Origin of the sequence: Streptomyces sp. NBC_00386, assembly GCF_036063235.1 — a bacterium.
GTDB lineage: Bacteria > Actinomycetota > Actinomycetes > Streptomycetales > Streptomycetaceae > Streptomyces.
This window is the reverse complement of the sequence record NZ_CP107950.1, coordinates 8,110,242-8,128,412: the sequence shown is the minus strand read 5'-3', so window position 1 is coordinate 8,128,412 and position 18,171 is coordinate 8,110,242. Positions and strand designations below refer to the sequence as shown.

The 18,171-nt window shown below is 71.0% G+C and carries 17 protein-coding genes; 14 read left to right on the top strand and 3 right to left on the bottom strand.

The annotated features are described in order from the left end of the window. The first annotated feature begins 37 nt into the window (after nt 1-37). The 10 genes from OG780_RS35815 to OG780_RS35770 all read left to right on the top strand — a co-directional run bounded on the left by OG780_RS35815 (nt 38) and on the right by OG780_RS35770 (nt 9,782). Nucleotides 38-1,300: an ATP-grasp domain-containing protein gene (locus tag OG780_RS35815; protein WP_328455212.1), complete on the top strand. Its 1,263-nt coding sequence runs from the start codon at nt 38-40 to the stop codon at nt 1,298-1,300. A 54-nt stretch (nt 1,301-1,354) separates the two neighbouring features. Then, a complete protein-coding gene (locus OG780_RS35810; protein WP_328455210.1) occupies nt 1,355-2,035 on the top strand; it encodes a 7-cyano-7-deazaguanine synthase in 681 nt (226 codons plus the stop codon). Beyond that, nucleotides 2,032-2,397: a 6-pyruvoyl trahydropterin synthase family protein gene (locus tag OG780_RS35805; RefSeq protein ID WP_328455208.1), complete on the top strand. Its 366-nt coding sequence runs from the start codon at nt 2,032-2,034 to the stop codon at nt 2,395-2,397. The genes OG780_RS35810 and OG780_RS35805 overlap by 4 nt, the downstream gene beginning before the upstream one ends. A 76-nt stretch (nt 2,398-2,473) precedes the next feature. Continuing rightward, nucleotides 2,474-3,172 (top strand): 7-carboxy-7-deazaguanine synthase QueE, encoded by a 699-nt coding sequence (locus OG780_RS35800; protein ID WP_328455206.1) that lies wholly within the window; start codon nt 2,474-2,476, stop codon nt 3,170-3,172. Nucleotides 3,173-3,186: 14 nt separating this feature from the next. After that, nucleotides 3,187-3,780: a GTP cyclohydrolase I gene (gene folE / locus OG780_RS35795; RefSeq protein WP_328455204.1), complete on the top strand. Its 594-nt coding sequence runs from the start codon at nt 3,187-3,189 to the stop codon at nt 3,778-3,780. A 108-nt stretch (nt 3,781-3,888) separates the two neighbouring features. Further along, nucleotides 3,889-4,905, top strand: a complete 1,017-nt coding sequence (locus tag OG780_RS35790) for an isopenicillin N synthase family dioxygenase (RefSeq protein WP_328455202.1) — start codon at nt 3,889-3,891, stop codon at nt 4,903-4,905. A gap of 50 nt (nt 4,906-4,955) precedes the next feature. After that, on the top strand, nt 4,956-6,209 hold the full coding sequence (locus tag OG780_RS35785) for an ATP-grasp domain-containing protein (RefSeq protein WP_328455200.1): 1,254 nt from the start codon (nt 4,956-4,958) through the stop codon (nt 6,207-6,209). 68 nt (nt 6,210-6,277) lie between these two features. Then, complete coding sequence (locus OG780_RS35780; protein ID WP_328455198.1) at nt 6,278-7,051, top strand: HalD/BesD family halogenase; 774 nt, start codon at nt 6,278-6,280, stop codon at nt 7,049-7,051. A 126-nt stretch (nt 7,052-7,177) separates the two neighbouring features. Further along, nucleotides 7,178-8,503, top strand: a complete 1,326-nt coding sequence (locus OG780_RS35775) for a cation:proton antiporter (RefSeq protein WP_328455196.1) — start codon at nt 7,178-7,180, stop codon at nt 8,501-8,503. A 58-nt stretch (nt 8,504-8,561) separates the two neighbouring features. After that, a complete protein-coding gene (locus OG780_RS35770) occupies nt 8,562-9,782 on the top strand; it encodes an MFS transporter (protein WP_328455194.1) in 1,221 nt (406 codons plus the stop codon). Nucleotides 9,783-10,049: 267 nt separating this feature from the next. Here the strand turns inward: OG780_RS35770 and OG780_RS35765 are convergent, their stop codons facing one another. Continuing rightward, nucleotides 10,050-10,628, bottom strand: coding sequence for an Rv1733c family protein (locus OG780_RS35765; protein WP_328455192.1), 579 nt, complete (start codon nt 10,626-10,628; stop codon nt 10,050-10,052). Between the two features lie 306 nt (nt 10,629-10,934). Here OG780_RS35765 and OG780_RS35760 point away from each other — a divergent pair, with 306 nt between their 5' ends. From OG780_RS35760 to OG780_RS35745, 4 genes are all read left to right on the top strand, one after another. Further along, nucleotides 10,935-12,020, top strand: coding sequence for a WD40/YVTN/BNR-like repeat-containing protein (locus tag OG780_RS35760; protein ID WP_328455190.1), 1,086 nt, complete (start codon nt 10,935-10,937; stop codon nt 12,018-12,020). Nucleotides 12,021-12,167: 147 nt separating this feature from the next. Continuing rightward, nucleotides 12,168-12,845, top strand: coding sequence for a uracil-DNA glycosylase (locus OG780_RS35755; protein ID WP_328455188.1), 678 nt, complete (start codon nt 12,168-12,170; stop codon nt 12,843-12,845). Beyond that, nucleotides 12,842-13,939: an N-acetylglucosamine kinase gene (locus OG780_RS35750; protein ID WP_328455186.1), complete on the top strand. Its 1,098-nt coding sequence runs from the start codon at nt 12,842-12,844 to the stop codon at nt 13,937-13,939. Before OG780_RS35755 ends, OG780_RS35750 begins: the two co-directional genes overlap by 4 nt. A gap of 129 nt (nt 13,940-14,068) precedes the next feature. Then, entirely contained in the window at nt 14,069-14,989 is a 921-nt protein-coding gene (locus OG780_RS35745) for a sirohydrochlorin chelatase (protein WP_328455184.1), read from the top strand. A 222-nt stretch (nt 14,990-15,211) separates the two neighbouring features. Here OG780_RS35745 and OG780_RS35740 read toward each other — a convergent pair whose 3' ends face one another. Then, nucleotides 15,212-16,258, bottom strand: a complete 1,047-nt coding sequence (locus tag OG780_RS35740) for a lactonase family protein (RefSeq protein ID WP_328458618.1) — start codon at nt 16,256-16,258, stop codon at nt 15,212-15,214. Between the two features lie 327 nt (nt 16,259-16,585). Beyond that, nucleotides 16,586-18,085 carry an FUSC family protein gene (locus tag OG780_RS35735; RefSeq protein ID WP_328455181.1) on the bottom strand — a complete coding sequence of 500 codons (1,500 nt, stop codon included), beginning with the start codon at nt 18,083-18,085 and terminating at the stop codon, nt 16,586-16,588. Between the last annotated feature and the right edge of the window lie 86 nt (nt 18,086-18,171).

The following is an 18,171-nucleotide window of genomic DNA, read 5'->3' as shown; positions in this document are numbered from 1 at the left end:
CGTCCCTCCGACAGAAGAACCAAGGAAACGAGCAGACATGACGACGAACCCCACACCCGCCGGCGCGCCGACGCCCGAGAAGCCGCTCCTGCTCCTGGTGGGCAGCGGAGGCCGGACATGGCGCGAGTACGTGCTGCGGGCCATCGTGACCAAGTACCGGCTGCACCTCCTGTGCCCCGCGCCGCCCTCCTGGGAGAAGCCGTACATCGACGGGTACACCGTGGTCGACACGCTGGACGCCCCGGCGATGGCCGACATCGCCCGCGCGCGCACCGAGAGCTTCGCCGGCGTGCTGACCTATGAGGAAACGCGCGTCGAGTCCGCCGCCGAGCTGGCCACCGCGCTGGGGCTGCGGACCAGTCCGCGAGCGGCCGTGAACGCCTGCCGCGACAAGTACCTCGGCCGCCAGGCCCTCAAGGAGAGGGGCGTGCCGCAGGCCGAGTCCATCGCCGTCACCGATCTGGCGCAGGCCCAGGAAGCCGCCGAGCGGATCGGCTACCCCGTGGTGGTCAAGCCCCGTGCGCTCTCGGCCAGTTGCGGCGTGACCTTCGTGCCCGGGCCGCAGCAGCTGGAGGCGGCCTACCGGGAGGCGGGCAGGATCTGGTTCGACGAGGTACCTCGCTCCGAAGCGCCCATCCTCGTCGAGGAGTTCCTCGACGGGCCGGAGATCAGCGTGGAGGCCCTCTGCCGCGACGGGCAGGTCACCGCTCTGTTCGTGGCGCGCAAGGAGCTCGGCTACGCCCCCGGCTTCGAGGAGGTCGGCCACACCGTCCGGGCGGACGACCCGCTCCTGCACGACGAGACGCTGCTCAAGGTCCTTCAGGACGCCCACACCGCGGTGGGCCTCACCGACACCGTGACCCACACCGAACTCCGGCTGACCGCGGCCGGACCGAAGGTCGTGGAGATCAATGCCCGGATCGGCGGCGACCGGATCCCCTACCTGGGCGGACTCGTCACCGGGATGGAGATCGGGCTGGTGGCCGCGGACCTCGCCGCCGACGTGGTGCCGGACATCCCGCGGACCACCGGCTCGGCGACGGCCGGCGTCCGCTTCCTCTACCCCGAGCGGGACCTGAAGCTCGAGTCCATCGAGATCGACGAGGCCAAGCTGCCCGCGTCGATCCATGAAGTGACGCCCCTGGCGGACCCGGGCAGGGAGCTCTGGCTCCCGCCCGTGGACAACGCGCGCTCGCGCTACGCCCTGGTCATCGCCGTTGCCGAGACCGAGAAGGACTGCGCTGCCGCCCTGGACGAGGCGGCCGCGGCGGTGACGGCCACGGGCGTCCCGCTCTCCTGACACCAGAGAGCAGCAGTTCGCACCACCCACCATCGAATCCTGGGGGAAAGCACCGTGCCGAGAATCATCGCCATCGTGTCCGGTGGCATGGATTCCGTGACCATGGCTCACCAGCTCAAGGAGCAGGGCAACGATGTCCACCTGCTGTCGGTCGACTACGGCCAGCGCCACCGCAAGGAGCACGACTTCGCCGCGGCTGCGGCCGAGCGGCTCGGAGCGGTGCACCAGATCGCGGACCTGAGCGCCGTTGGGGCCATGTTCCGCGGCTCCTCGCTCACCGACCCCACGGTCGATGTGCCCGAGCAGACCTGGGACGGGTACGGCGAGAGCCCCAACATCGTGCCGAACCGCAACGCGCTGCTGCTCGCCGTCGCCTTCGCGATCGCGGTCGTGGAGAAGGCCGAAGCGGTGGCGATCGGCATCATGGCCGGCGACGCCACGTCGGTCCCCGACAGCACCCCCGCCTTCCTCGACTCCTTCATCGCCATGGAGCGACTCGCGACCAAGGGGTACGCACATCCCGAACTCGACCTGCTCGCTCCGCTGGCGGGGCTGCAGAAGAGCGATGTCGTCCTGCTCGGCGAACAGCTCCGCGTCCCGTGGACCCGGACGTGGACGTGTCTGCGCGGCGAAGAGGCGCACTGCGGCCGCTGCGCGGCCTGCTGGGAGCGCCAGGAAGCCTTCACCGACGCCGGAGTCGACGACCCGACCACCTACCAAGGGAACAGAGGATGACTCTCCGTATCACCAAGCAGTTCGCCTTCTCGGCCAGCCACCAGCTGGACGGCCTGCCCGACGGACACCAGTGCGGTCGCCTGCACGGCCACAACTACCAGGTGGAGATCGAGCTGAGCGCCCAGCGGGACCAGCTCACCGCACCCGGATTCGTGCGCGACTACGGCGATCTGGCCGGATTCAAAGGGTGGATGGACGAATTCCTCGACCACCGGCACCTGAACGACGTGGTGAAGGAACAGAATCCGTCGGCCGAGAATCTCGCCGTGTGGATCTATGAGCAGTGGTACACGGTCTATCCGGAACTCACAGCCGTACGCGTCTCCGAGACGCCGAAGACCTGGGCCGAATACCGTCCCTGATTCTCCATCGTGCACGTCACCTGCAACAGAATTCAGTGAAGGGGGTGGTGCCTTGTGGAACCGGAGCTTGTAGTCAATGAGATCTTCGGCCCCACCTAGCGCCTTTCAAGGCGAAGGGCGCTCGATCGGCCGTCGATGTGCATTTGTGCGACTGGGCGGCTGTAATCTCTCCTGCCGGTGGTGCGACACTCCGTACACCTGGGACTGGACAGGATCCAGTGACACGGGAATCAAGTTCGACCCCAAGAAAGAACTCCACCGGATGCCGGTCGGCACGGTCGCGGAGAAACTGCTCGCCTACGGTGTCGAGCTGGTCGTCATTTCCGGCGGAGAGCCTCTCAACCAGCAGAATCGACTCGTTCCGCTCGTCGATGAACTGATGCGGAACGGCGTCGAGATCGAGATCGAGACCAATGGCACGCGGGTTCCCGACGAGCGTCTGATCGAAGCCGGCGTACGTTTCAACGTCTCCCCGAAGCTTTCGCACGCGGGAGATCCTGTCGAACAGCGCATCGTTCCCGATGCCCTGCGGAGCCTGGCCCGGCTTCCCTCCAGCACATTCAAGTTCGTCTGCCGGGAATTGGCCGACCTCGACGAAGTGGCCGAAGTGGCGGACGCGTTCGGCATCACCTCGGTCTGGATCATGCCGGAGGGGCAGACCAGCGAAGAGGTAAACGGCCACATGCAAAAGCTGGTATCCACCGTCATCGACCGTGGCTGGAACACCACAACCAGGCTGCACACTCTGGTCTGGGGACAGAAGAGGGGTGTCTGAGGGTGCTCGACAAGATGATCGAGGATGAGGTCCTTACCGTCCGTCCCGGTATCGCCGAAGAGGCCGTGCCGGATCCGCTCGAGGGCCTGGCCCGGGCACTTCTCACGGAGATAGGTGAAGACCCGGACCGCGAGGGTCTCCGGGACACGCCGGCACGCTACGCGCGTTGGTGGCGCGAGTTCACCAACTACCACCCCGGCACCATCGACACGCTCTTCGAGACGACGTCCTCGGGGCAGATGGTGGTGGTCTCGGACATCAAGGTGTGGTCGCTGTGCGAGCACCACCTGCTGCCCTTCAACTGCTCGCTGACCATTGCCTATCGCTCCGCCAAACAGCTGCTCGGGCTGTCGAAGTTCGCCCGGATCGCTCATCAGCACGCCCACCGGCTGCAGGTCCAGGAGCGTCTGGTGTCGGGCATCGCGGAAGACGTCATGCGCATCACCGAAGCACCGGACGTCGCCGTCATCGGCCAGGGCGAGCACCTGTGCATGACCATGCGCGGGATCAAGACCGTCGGCCTGATGACCTCCACCTCGTTCCACGGGGTGTTCGCCGAGGACAGCTCCGCCCGGTCCGAGCTGCTGTCCCTCGCGCGCGGGGTCTGAAGTCCCGGCAGTGATCGGGCCGCCGTGGGATTCCCGGGCCCGGTCGGTTCCCGCGGACGGCCTGCGCAACGTCAGTTCGTCGTCGCGTCAAGAGAGTGGAACACCTTCATGTCAGACACGTTTCCTGTGATCGACCTCCGGGACGCCGAACGCGGCCCTGAGGCACGGGCCGAGTTCCTGGACCGTCTACGACGGGCCGTCCACGACATCGGCTTCTTCCAGCTGGTCGGGCACGGCGTGACCGGTGCGGCCGAACTGCTGGACCTGTCCCGGGAGTTCTTCGCGCTGCCGGATCAGGAGCGCCGCGAGCTGGACATCCTCAACTCCCCTCATTTCCGCGGCTACTCCGAGCTCGGCCGGGAACGGACACGCGGTGTGCCCGATCAGCGCCAACAGCTCGACATCGGGCCCGAACGGCCCGGCGGACGGCCGGCCCCGGGTGAGCCGGCGTATCGCTGGCTGGTCGGCCCCAACCAGTGGCCGGCCGGCCTGCCGGGCCTGCGGCCCGCCGTCATCGACTGGATGGACCAGCTGACGGGCGTCTCCCACCGACTGCTCAACCTCATTCTCGAGTCGCTGGAGACGTCTGCGGACTTCCTGGACACGGTCGTCGATCCCGATCCACAGGTCCACTTCAAGCTGCTGCACTACCCGGGTCCCGCCGAGTCGGTGGACATCGACCCCTCGGACCAGGGAGCGGGCATCCACAAGGATCTCGGGCTGCTCACCCTGCTGGTCCAGGACGATGTGGGCGGGCTCCAAGTGGCCGTCGAGGACGACCACTTCGTGGACGTGCCGGTGGTCCCGGACGCGTTCGTGGTGAACCTCGGCGAACTCCTCGAGGTCGCCACGCGCGGCTATCTCAGGGCCACCGTCCACCGGGTCGTCCGCCCGGCGCCGGGGGTCGACCGGTACTCCATGCCGTTCTTCTACAGCCCTCGCCTCGAAGCGTCGATGCGGCCGCTCCCGAGCCGCCACGTCAGCGAGGCGGGCGGTGTGGTCGTCGACCCGGACAATCCGCTGTTCGCCTGCTACGGCGACAACGTGATGAAGGGCCTGACCCGGGGGTTCCCGGAACTGATCGCCCGCCACCACCCCGATCTGCTGACCGCGGCCGGCCAGTGAGGGTCGGACGGACCACGCCCCGGCAGCACTCTCCCGAAGGAGCAAAGCAGTTGAGCAACCGCAAGCCGGCCGTTCTCCTGGTCGACCCTGTGTCGGTCGGAGCGGGCTACAAGCAGGCGGTCCGGGACATGGACATGGACGTCGTGTCCCTCTTCACCAACGAACCGGCGGACCTGAGGGCGACCTGGCCGGACCACGCCAAGGGCGACGACGCCTCCCTGTACGCCACCGAGGCGGCTGAGGTCCTGACCGCTCTCACGGGGCTCGACCAGGAGATCAAGGCCGTCGTCCCGGGCTCGGAGTCCGGGGTGCACCTCGCGGGTGTCATCGCGCACGAACTGGGCCTGCCCTGCAATGACGTCGAGCTGGCACGGGCCAGGCACGACAAGGCCCTCATGCGCGACCACGCCGCCTCGCAAGGGCTCCGTATCCCGGCCTACCGCCTGGTGCACGACCCCTCCGAGGTCCGCGAGGCCGCCGAGAGCATCGGCTACCCGGTCATCGTCAAGCAGCGCGAGGGCGCCGGCTCCATCGGCGCCACGCTGGTGCCCGACACCGCGAGCGCCGAGAACTTCGAAGTCGTCGACAGGACCAACTACTTCGGCTGGACGGTCGACGCCTGGCTGGTCGAGGAGTACATCCGGGGACGCGAGTTCGCGGTCAACGCCTTCAGCAGCGACGGCGACCACCGGGTGATCGACATGTGGGAGTACCGCAGGCCCGACGACCGGGACTACGACTTCCCGCTCTGGGACAACGTCCAGGCCGTGCCGGACGATCCCGACTGGGCGAGGATCGAGGAGTACGTCGTCCGGGTACTCACCGCGTTCGGGGTGCACCGCGGTCCCAGCCACACCGAGGTGAAGGTCAACGCGGACGGCGTCTTCCTGATGGAGGTGGCCGCCCGGCTCCCCGGCGGCCCCGCCACCGACCAGTGGTCGGAGTTCACGGACATCCGTCCGTTCCACGACACCCTGGAGTGCTACCTCGGGCGGCGACCCGCCGTCATGGACAAGCCGGTCAACAGCCGCGCCATGTTCGGGGCGATCGCCATCCACAACGAGGTCGGCCCCGGCACCCTCGTGGCCATGCACGGCCTGGAGCAGGTCAAAAACCACCCCGGTGTCGACAAGGTCCTGGTCTCCTACCAGCCGGGCGATCATGTGCCGCTCACCCGCGACATCCTGTCGATCCCGCTGGGCGCCTGGGTCTCCGGCCCGGACCAGGAATCGGTCGTACGGGTGCTCGCGGAGATCAGGGCCATGGTCGACCTGGAGATCACGCCGGACACGCCGGCCGTCTGACTGCGTCCGCCCCGTTCCCGGGCGGTTCTCGCGATCCCATCCCATCAGCGCAGGAAGAAGGACTCAGCATGGACATCAGCAAGATCGACGAGACACTCGGCAAGTTCCTGGCCGAGAACTACACCCCTGAGCGCATCGAGCAGCTGGCGGACCGGTTCCACCACAAGGGAGTGGTGAAGTTCGACAAGGACGCGCGGCTCGTGCCCGAGGAGATAATGACCGCCGTCCGCGCGGAGGCCGACCAGCTGATCGGCGAGCACAAGGAGCGCCGGGACCTGCTGCTGCGCACCACGGGCAACACCCCGCGCAAGATGAGTGTGGTCAAGAGCGAGGACATCGAGCAGAGCGAGCTCATCCGCACCATCGCCACGTCGGAGTCGTTCCTCGGCTTCCTCGGGCGCGTGGCCCGTGAGCCCGTCATTCCCCAGGTCTCCGAGGACGAGCGCTACCTGATCACCCACCAGGAGTTCAAGGCGGACACCCACGGATGGCACTGGGGCGACTACAGCTTCGCCCTCATCTGGGCCCTGCGGATGCCTCCCATCTCGTGCGGCGGCATGCTCCAGGCCGTCCCGCACACCCACTGGGACAAGACCGACCCCCGTATCAACGAGACCCTCTGCGAGCGTCGGATCGACACGCACGGCCTCGTCACCGGGGACCTCTACCTCCAGCGCACCGACACCACGCTGCACCGGACCGTTCCGCTGACCGAGGACGGCGCGGCCCGCACCATCCTCAACATGACCTGGGCCGGCGAGCGTGACCTCGACAAGCCGCTGATCGGCAACGACCGCTGGTGGGAGGACCCGGAGGCGAAGGCCGCGCAGTCGATGATGTAAGGCCGGCTGCCGACCTGGAGGTGCGGATGCGGCGCCGCGGCGCGGCGCCGCTCCCGAAGGGCCAGGCCGCGCGCAGGAACGCGCGCCCGGCCCTCTTCATCTGAATTCGGACGGGACCTGTCTGACGTGTCCAGTAGCCAGATCACAGCTTTCTTCCTCGACGTCGCACTGATCGCCGGGTTGGCATGGGTAGGTGGCACCGTGGCGCGACGGTGCGGCCAGCCCGCCGTCATCGGTGAGATCGTGGCCGGAATCCTCCTCGGGCCCACGCTGCTGCACGCGTCGTTCACCGAGGCCCTCTTCCCGATGGAAGTACGGAGCGAGCTCAGTGCCCTCGCCGACATCGGTCTCGCCCTGTTCATGTTCGCGCTCGGTACGGAGTTCGAGTGGTCCGCCAAACGCTCGGTCCGGCGTACCTCGTTCGCCATCGCCGTCAGCGCGATGGCGGTCCCGTTCACGGTGGGAGCGGGTCTCGCCCTGTGGTGGGGGCCGGGCGAATCCTCGGCGAGCAGGTTGCCGCAGGTCATGTTCATGGGAATCGCGTTGTCGGTGACCGCGTTTCCCGTCCTCGCCCGAATCGTCGAGGACCGTGGCCTCTCCCGAACGCCGCTGGGGCAGTTGGGGGTGGCCAGCGCCGCGCTCTGCGACATCTTCGCGTGGGTGCTGCTGGGCGCGGTCATGCTGCTCTGCGGCAGCGGCGCACCCTGGCGCCTCCTCTGCTTCGTCCCGTACCTGATCCTGATGATCGGCGTCGTACGGCCGGCCCTCCGTGCGCTCATGCGCAGGGCGAGCGGCGAGGCCGATCTGGTCGTCACGTTCGTGGGAGTGCTCGCGTCCTGTGCCGCCACCGAGTGGATGGGGCTGCACTTCATCTTCGGCGCCTTCGTCTTCGGCATCGTGCGGACCAGCGCCCGGCGCGGGCTGCCGGAAAAGGTGGATGTCCGGCTGCGGCAGCGCCTGGGGTCGCTGAGCAGCCGGCTCTTCATGCCGGTCTATTTCGTGGTGGCCGGCTGGAACGTGGACCTGTCCAGCCTGGGTCCGTCCCAACTCCTCGACCTCTCTGTGCTGTTGGCCGCCGCCGTGGCCGCCAAGTTCCTCGCCGCGGCCGGGGCCGCCCGGCTCTGCGGGATGACGCCGAGGGACTCGGCGGCGATCGGTGCCCTGATGAACACGCGCGGGCTTACCGAGCTGATCGTGCTGACCGCGGGCCGCGAGATGGGGTTGCTGGACGGCACCCGCTACACGCTGCTCGTGGCCATGGCCGTGCTCACTACAATGTCCACCGGCCCGGTCCTGAAGCGACTGCTGCCTCCCGGCGACCGGCCCGGACCGGACGCCGCACCTGCCCCGCTGTCCCCGGACTCGGAGCATGCCGGACGGTCTCGGGGCGTCGGGGAACCGGCACACGACGTACCGCGCGAACCCACCGCACGTGACGCCCGAGAGCCGTAACGCCCCACCGGCCCCGCCGTCGGATGCCCGCCGCACCACAGAGCAAGGAGCCCAGAGGATGTCTGCCGAGCCCGAAGTCTTACGGGAGACGACCCCGCGCGGTCCGCTGCACAGTTACCGGGAACTGAGGAAGGTGCCCGGGTTCTGGCGGATCGTGGCGGTCGGCATGGCGTCGAAACTGCCGAACAGCATGGTCGAGTTGAGCCTGCTGCTGATGGTGGGCCGGGCGTACTCGTACACGACAGCCGGCCTTGCCGTGGCCTGCCTCGCGGTCGGCACGTGTGTGACGTCCCCGCTGCGCGGCCGGCTCATCGACCGGCACTCCCCCCGCGTGGTGCTGCTCGGCTGTCTCGCCGGCTACGGGGTCGCGACCGGCCTGCTGATCCTGGTGGTGTCCGACCACGGGCCCACCGCCTGGGTCCTCGTGACATCGGCGGCCCTCGGGGCGACGGCGCCACCGATCGCCGTCCTGATGCGGACCGTCTGGTACAACGCCGCCGACCAGGCCATGCTCAACACCGCGATGGCCCTCGACTCGGCGATGATGGGCACCGCGCTGGTCACCGGCCCCGTGCTGGCCGGCTGGCTCAGCCTGTCGTTCTCGGGTGCCGCGCCGCTGGTGGTCATCGTGGTGCTGACCACCTTGGTGGTGTGCCTCCTGCTCGACACTCCGGCCTCACCGCAGCCGGACAGGCGACGGCACTGGCTGGGACCGCTGACCTCCGCGCCCCTGCGGCGCCTGCTGATCGCCGACGGGCTCTTCGTCCTGGCCGTGACCGCGACCGACGTGATACTGCCGATCTACGCCAAGGAGTACGACGCCGCGGTGTTCACCGGGGTATACATCGGGGCCCTGTCCGTCGGCAGCGTGCTGGGCAGCCTCGCCCTGGGCGCCATGCCCAACCTCCTGGCCCGCGGCCCCAAGCTCTCGGTGCTGCTCTGTGTCTTCGCGGCGGGAGTCGGCACACTGGCGCTGGCCACCCGGCTCTCCCCGCTGGCGGTCCTCTTCCTCTGTCCGGTGGCGGGACTGGTCATCGGTTCTGTCTTCGGCACGCTGCGTACGGTGGGAGGGGACCTCGCGAGGAAGGGCGAGATCACCGAGACGATGTCCTGGCTCACCAGCCTGGACATGGCGGGCGGCGCTGTGGGAGCGGCGGTCTTCGCGCACCTCGCCGTGGTCCAGGGGAGCAGGACGGCAATCGTCCTGGTGCCGTTGGTGATCCTCCTGAGCGCCGTGGTGGGCTGGACCGCGCGGACCCCGGCGGTCAAGCAGGCATGATCCTCCGGCCGCCGCCCCGTGAACCCGCCCTCACCGCAGATGAGTTCGCGTTCGCGCGGTCGGTGGCCTCCAAGTCGGTGGCCTCCAAGTCGGCGGCCGCCCGGGCGGCTCGGCGGCCCTGCCGGCACGGGCGGAGGAGATGTTCGGGCCGATGCCGGGACTGCCGGGCCGGCTGTACCCGCGCGGGGTCGCACGGACCGCGGTCGCGCCCGAGGGGCACGGGGTGCCGGGGTGTGACGCGGGTGGGCGTCCAGGGCCGGTGCCCGCTCAGCTCGTCATCCGGCCCCACAGCGGTCCGATCCGGTCCCACTCCTCGTCCCATCGGTCCATGCGCCGGCGTTCCAGTCGGCCGCGGAGAAGACGGCCGGCGGCGAAGGGGACGCCCGCCACGCCCGCGCCCGCGAAAATGCCGATCAGCCAGGCCCGCAGCCGGGCCACCTCCACCGTGGTGGGCCGGTTGACGAGGCGCCCGTCGGGATCGGTCCACACCAGGACCGGCGTGTCCGCCGAGGTGCCCGCCGCGACCCGTACCTGGCCGGAGCGAAGCGTGCCGTCCGCCGCCGTCCAGCGGACCTTCGTCCACACGACGCGACCGGTGAGCCCGTTCGTGCCCGCGTCCGGCGCGTCCTCGACGAGCTGAGCGGGGACGGGGCGCGACTCCACGCGATCCCGCGCGAGACTGTTCTCCACAGCGTCGACGGTCACCAGGCCCGAGACCACACCGCCGAGCACCGTGAACACCCAGGCGGCGAGCATGATCCAGACCTCCAGGACATCGCTTCGCCGCCGCAGCGGGTTGCGCCGCCACCGCCACAGCCAGACCTTCGGACCACGGAACGCCGCCATCAAGGGCATCCTCCTCACGACCGCACGGACACGCCACATCCCCCTCCCTTACGCGCGCGCTCCGCGCGATGCTCACTCCCCGTACCCGCCGGCTCGTCGGGCACGGGGAGCCGGCGGGTACGGCACGGCGTGCCGGCGGCCGCGGGACTCTCCCGCGAGCGGCCCGGAGAGCGGCGCCGCGCGCCCTTGCCTTCCGCCGACACGACATGTCCGACCTGCGTAAACGCCAGGCCGAGGGGTGACTGTCGGTGCCGGGGTACAGACTGGCCGGTAGTGCAGACAACGACGCCGCGGAGGTGGCCGGTCATGGCCGACGTACTGCTCACGGTAGGCACCCGCAAGGGTCTCTTCATCGGGCGACGGCGCGGCGGCGCCTGGGAGTTCGACGAGAGTCCGTACTTCAACGCGCAGGCCGTGTACTCGGTCGCGATCGACTCGCGGGGCGAGAGGCCGCGGCTGCTGGTCGGCGGGGACAGCGCCCACTGGGGCCCGTCCGTGTTCCACTCCGACGACCTGGGCCGTACGTGGACCGAACCCGAGCGCCCCGCGGTCAAGTTCCCCAAGGAGACGGGCGCCTCGCTGGAGCGGGTGTGGCAGTTGCATCCGGCGGCCGCCGAACCGGACGTCGTGTACGCGGGGACGGAACCGGCCGCGTTGTACCGCTCGGAGGACCGGGGCGAGTCCTTCGAACTCGTCCGCCCCCTGTGGGAACACCCCACCCGCTCGAAGTGGGTCCCCGGAGGTGGCGGCGAGGGGCTGCACACCATCCTCACCGACGAACGCGACGCGCGGGCCGTGACGGTGGCCGTGTCCACGGCCGGGGTTTTCCGCACCGCCGACGGCGGCGCGAGCTGGGAGCCCGCCAACTCCGGTGTCTCCGCCGTGTTCCTGCCGGATCCGAACCCCGAGTTCGGCCAGTGCGTGCACAAGGTCGCGCGCGACGCGGCGAACCCGGACCGGCTCTATCTCCAGAACCACTGGGGGGTGTACCGCAGCGACGACGGGGCCGGGCAGTGGACCGACATCGGCGCGGACCTTCCGTCCACCTTCGGATTCGCGGTGGCGGCGCATCCGCACCGCGGGGACACGGCCTACGTCTTCCCGATCAACGCCGACGCGGACCGGGTCCCGGCCGACCGGCGGTGCCGCGTCTTCCGTACGGACGACGCCGGCAGGACCTGGGAGCCGCTGACCGCGGGACTCCCCTCCGAGGACCACTACGGCACGGTGCTGCGCGACGCGCTGTGCACGGACGACGCGGACCCGGCGGGCGTGTACTTCGGCAACCGCAACGGCGAGGTGTACGCGTCCGCGGACGACGGCGACAGCTGGCAGCAGCTCGCCTCGCATCTCCCGGACGTCCTCTGCGTCCGCGCGGCGGTCACGGCCTGAGCGTGGCCGCCCGGGGACCCCAACGGCCCGCGGCGGCAGACGTCTTGTGCCCGGGGATGACCGATTCGGCGACGAATCGGTCATCCCCGGACGCGGGACGGCCACCAGTTTGATCTCGGCCATGTGTACGGCAGTAGGGTGACGCCCGTGGCACCACGACCGTTGCATGAGATCGTCGAACCGGGCTGGGCGAAAGCCCTCGAACCCGTCGCCGGAAGGATCGCCGAGATGGGCGACTTCCTGCGCGCGGAGATCGCCGCGGGACGCACCTACGTACCGTCCGGGGCGAATGTCCTCCGGGCCTTCCAGCAGCCCTTCGACGAGGTACGCGTCCTCATCGTCGGGCAGGACCCCTACCCGACCCCGGGACACGCGGTCGGTCTCTCCTTCTCGGTGGCCCCGGACGTACGTCCGCTGCCGCCCAGCCTGATCAACATCTTCACCGAGCTGAAGAACGACCTCGGGGCGCCCCAGCCGTCCACCGGTGACCTCACCCCCTGGACGAAGCAGGGCGTGCTGTTGCTCAACAAGACGCTCACCACGGCACCCCGAAGGTCCGCCGCGCACCAGGGCAAGGGCTGGGAGGACGTCACGGAGCAGGCGATACGGGCACTGGCCGCCCGCGGCCGGCCGCTGGTGTCGATCCTGTGGGGTCGCCCCGCGCGCAATCTGCGCCCCCTGCTCGGCAGCCTTCCCGCGGTCGAGTCCGCGCACCCCTCCCCCAGATCGGCCGACGGCGGCTTCTTCGGTTCGCGCCCCTTCAGCCGCGCCAACGACCTGCTGGCGCGGCAAGGAGCGGAGCCGGTGGACTGGCGCCTGCCGTGACACCGGACGGCGTGCACGGCGGACGGCAGGGCGGGCAGAGCCCTGCCGTGGTGCTGGCCGTGGACTCCGGAGGCTCGGGACTGCGCGTGGCTCTCGCCGCGCACGCGGTGCCGGGCGATGACCGCTCTCCCGTACGACAAGGGGCCCCGGCGCACCCTCACCCGGCCCCGCTCGGTGCCCCGCTGACCTCAAGGGAGCCGGTCCGTACCGGGCCCCGCGGGATCTCGGCCGGACATCTGCTGGAACAACTGCTGCCGATGGCACGGCGGTTGATGGCCGAAGCGGGCGCCGAACGGCTCGGGGCCGTCGCCGTCGGCGCGGCCGGCCTGGCCACGCTCGGCGACGAACTGCGGGACGAGCTCCCGGCCGCCCTGGCGCGTGAACTGGGCGTACGGCGGCTCGCCCTGGCCGCGGACGCCGTGACCGCGTACACGGGCGCCCTGGGTGCCCGGGCGGGTGCCGTGATCGCGGCGGGCACCGGCATGATCGCGGTCGGCACCGATCTCACGTCGTGGCGCAGGGCCGACGGCTGGGGACATCTGCTCGGCGACTGCGGCGGCGGCGCGTGGATCGGCCGCGCGGGCCTGGAGGCGGCCCTGCGCGCATTCGACGGCCGCCCGGGCGGCTCGGCCGCGCTGCTGGCACGGGCGGAGGAGATGTTCGGGCCGATGCCGGAACTGCCCGGCCTGCTGTATCCGCGCACCGACCGGGCCGCCGTGCTCGCCTCCTTCGCCCCCGAGGTCGCCGACCTGTGCGGGAGCGATCCCGTGTCCTCGCGCATCCTGCAGACCGCCGCACGGCACATGGCCGAGTCGGCCGCCGCGGTGTGCCCCGCCGACGGTGAGCCCCATCTCGCGCTCACCGGGGGCGTGTTCAACGTGGGTGCCGCGATCCTCGGGCCCCTGACCCGAGAGTTGGGCGAGCGGCTGCCGCACGCCTGGCGCGTACCGGCCCTGGGCGACCCGCTCGACGGCGCGCTGCGGATCGCGGCCGACCTGGCGGACGGCCGGCTCGCACTGCCCCCGGACGACCGGATGTTGCACGTGGTGACCGAAAAGCCGTACGGGGAAATCTATGGCCCGAATTCTCCGTAGGGCCGACAAGTCGGCGACTACTGATCACTTCTGACTCGTACGTAACTCATCAGACAAAAGCGGACGGATACCGCTCACCTGCACCCTCCCCGAACAGGGGAACCCGAGAAACCAGTAACATGCGGCGCCATGAGCTCCCCCACTGGGCCCGCGTCCGGCCTGCCAGTACGAATGCCGCGACCCCGCCAAGCCGGGCGGCACCGCCGTCCGGAACCCCTGGCGGCTCCTGAGGGCGCGCCCGCGCTCGTCCTCGCGGTGCCGGGCACCCCCAGCGCCGCCACGCGCAGCCTCGCCGAGGAGGTCGTGAGCATCGCCCGCTCCGAGCTCCCCGGCCTCGATGCCCGCATCGGTTACCTGGACGGGAACGACGAGTTCCCCACGCTGCAGTCCGTGCTGACCCACGCCGCCGAGGAGCGCACCGCGCGCTTCGAGCAGGCCCGCGCCGCCGGTTCCGACGCCTCCGCGCCCGACGGCCCTGTCGGCATCGTGGTACCGCTGCTCGCCGGTCCTGACGGCGCCCTGCTGCGCCGGATCCGCCAGGCGGTCATGGAAAGCCGTGTCGCGGCCGAACTGACCGATGTCCTCGGTCCGCACCCGCTGCTCGCCGAGGCGCTGCACGTGCGCCTCTCCGAGGCCGGTCTGGCCCGCGCCGACCGCGCCCGGCTGTTCACCGTGGCGACCGCCGCGGACGGCATCGTGCTCGCCACCGTCGGCGGCGAGGACGCGGTGCAGGCGGCCGGGATCACCGGCATGCTGCTCGCCGCGCGGCTCGCCGTGCCGGTCATGGCGGCGGCGCTCGACGAAGAGGGTTCCATCGCGGCCATCGCCGAGCAGCTGCGTGGCTCCGGTTCGCAGCAGCTCGCGCTCGCCCCGTACCTGATCGGTCCGGAGCTCGACGCGGGTCTGCTCGACGCGGCTGCCAAGGAGGCCGGCTGCAGCGCCGCCGAGGCCCTCGGCCCGTACCCGGCGATCGGCAAGCTCGCGCTCTCCCAGTACACGTCGGCGCTCGGCATCGCGCCGCCGCAGACCCAGGGAGCGCCGGCCTTCTAGTCGGCCGCCGCACACCCGCACCACCCGTACCGCCCGCACATCGAAAGGGCCCGCTCCTGAACCAGGAGGGGCCCTTTCCCGTTGGCGCGGGGTACACCCGGCAGAGCCCTCGGGTGTACCCGGCCGACCGGGCACGCGCCCCTAGGGCGCGTGCCCCTAGGGCGCGTGCCCCTAGGGCGCGTGCCCCTAGGGCGCGTGCCCGGTCGGCCACATCCGGCCTGATCAGCCGAAGATCACACAGGACGCGGCGGGCGCCTGGACGGAGCCGCCGCGACGCGGAACGCCGGTGTCCGGTTCGACGGCGAACCAGGTCACGTCGCCGGAGCGCTCGTTGGCCGCGTAGAGGAAGCGCCCCGAGGAATCGAGGGCCAGCGCACGGGGCCAGACGCCACCGCAGGGCACCTCGGCGACGAGCGTGAGCCCCTCGCCCCCCGCGTCGACTTCGAGCACGGAGACACTGTCCTGCCCGCGGACAGCGGCCCAGACGAAGCGACCGTCGGGCGAGACGACGATGCCCGAGGGGTACGCGTCGCCGTCCGGGACACCGGAGAGGAGCGGCGTCTCGCCGACGGGTCGCAGCGAGCCCTCCGCGGCGTCCCAGCGGCAGACGGTGACGGTCGGAGCGAGTTCGTTGAGGACGTACGCGTGCTCGCCCCGCGGGTGGAAAGCGAGGTGGCGCGGCCCTGAGCCGGGGCGCAGGGCGATCTCGCGGTGCAGGGTGAGCGTTCCGCCGTCGAGGGCGCACACCCGGACCGAGTCCGTGCCGAGGTCCACGCTGACCGCCCAGCGGCCGGTGGGGTCGGGCTGCACGTGGTGGGCGTGCGGTCCCTGCTGTCGCTGTGTGTGCGGACCGGAACCGGTGTGCCGCAGCACGCTGGAAGCGGTGGGCGCCAGTCCGCCGCCGGGGCGGACCGGTACCGCGCTGATGCTGCCCGAGCCGTAGTCCGCGGTCAGGACGTGTCCGTCGAAGACACTGAGGTGGGTGGGGCCGCTGCCGCCGGTCCGGGTCGGCGGACCGGTCAGTTCCGGCTTGTCGCCGTGCGCCCGGAAGGCGGCCACCGCGCCCTCGGCGGTCTCGCTGACCGCGTACAGGACGTCGTGCGCGGGCGCGAACGCGAGATACGAAGGGTCGGGTACGTCGTCGACGGCGCTCAGCACGGTCAGTGCCCCGGTGTCCGGGTCCACGGCCGCCGTGAGGACACCGAGGCCTCCCGCCGCCGTGAACGACCCGATGAACGCCCGCTGTCGCCGTCTGCCGCCGTACGCCACTTCTGTCCCCTCTCGGTCCCGCGTCGTCGGGGCGACGGTAGCAGTCACGACGCTGCGGTCTAGACCAAAGCGGGCCGACCGGCCGACGGGGACACGAGGGTGCGCGGAGCCCGCGAGACGGCCGCCACGAGCGTTCTCGGCGTGCGCCGGGGGGTTGGACGCCGGAGACCGCCGCGAGGCCGTCCAGCGGGCACCCACGCCCTATCTGTGGATCTTGAGGGTGCCTTTGGCCGGCGGAGCTTCACGGCAGCGGTGTCCACAGAGGAAAAAACGGCCCCCCGGGACGCCGGAGAGCATCCCAGGGGGCCGAGGAAGAGCCCGGCGGCGTCAGGCGCCGACGAGCCGCGAGCCGCGTCGCGGTCCGCGCAGCGGTGTCGCCATCGCGACGAGCGCCCGCTCCAGTCCGTGCAGGTGCACGAGGGCCTGCTCGGCACCGGGGTGGTGGCCGGGGACGCCGTGGTGGGTCGCCGAAGCTCCCCCCGGTACGGCGCCGACCAGGGACTCCATCGCGGTCTCGACCCGTCGGCAGGCCGCCGTGAGGCGGGCGTCGTGCGAGGCGTCCGGGTCGGCGGCGACAGCGGCGAGCCCTCGTACCTCGCGGGCGCAGTCGTCCAGCAGGGCGAGGATCGCGCGGGCCCGCTCCTTGCGCTGCCGCATCGGGTTGAGCGGATGCACCAGGGGTGCGAGAGCCATCCGTACACGCCCCAGGAGTGCTTCGAGCTCCCCCGCGAGCGGCGCGGGGTCGGCCTGGGCGTCACCCGCGAGCCGCCGGGCGGCCGCCGAGGTACAGCCGTGCACGGCGCGCAGGGCGCGCTCGATCCAGCGGTCGGTGACCGTGTGCGTGGTGATCGGCAGGACGAGCGCCACCGCGAGAGCGGCACCGAGCGCGCCGACACCGGTCTCGGCGAGCCGGAGGCCCAGCAGCCCCGGATGCAGGACGCCGAGCAGCCCGTAGAGGAGGCCCGCCATGACGGTCACGAAGAACATCATCCAGCTGTACGAGGGCGCGGCCGTGTAGAAGATCCCGAAGACGCTCACCGCGACGAGGGCGGCCGTGGGCGCGGGCGCGCCGTGCAGCGGTACGGCGACCAGGAGCCCGGCCCCGATCCCGACGAACGTGCCGACCACGCGCCGGAAGCCGCGGACCAGCGTCTCGCCGCGCGAGGCCGTGTTGACGAAGATCCACCATGCGGTGCCGACGGCCCAGTACCAGCGGTCGTGCGAGAGGAGCTGGCCCGCGGCGAGCGCGAAGGCGCAGGCCGCGGTCGCCTGGAAGGCCTGACGGGTGGCGGGGCGCGCCAGCCCGCGCCCCTCCAACGGCAGCGGCGCGGCCGGCAGGGGGCTGCGCCGCTCGATGCACCAGGCGCCGAACCGCACGGCCGAGGACGCCGCGAGCGACAGGGCGACGGCGGCGTACAGCTGCGGGAGCTGGCCGGGCACGGCGTGCAGGAACTGGGTCGTGAAGAACATCATGAACGCGAAGATGCCGAGCGCGTGCCCGCGCGGGCCGAAGCGGCGGGCGTACACCCCGGCGAAGACCACTGCGAGCCAGATCGTGTCCCGCAGCATCGGCGCCCCGTGCAGGGAGGTCGCCACCGCGAGGACCGGGAAACCGGCCACGGGGAGCAGCGCGGTGGTGCCGGCCTGGCCGCGCACGGTCGGGTCGCCGACCGTGAACATCGCGAGGAGCGCCGCGAGCCCGCCGGCGATCGAGGCGGGGAGCGAGAGTCCGGCCGACTGGCACAGCGTGACCGCGAGGCCGATGCCGAGCACCGCCCGGATCGAGACCCGCAGCCGGAACAGTCCCGGATCCGGCGCCATGAACATCTTCTTCACCTTCGGCGTCCCGCCCCCACTTCGCAGTTCAACACAGGTTTCGGCATGCGCGGCGCACATGCGAAAGGCGCCGCGGG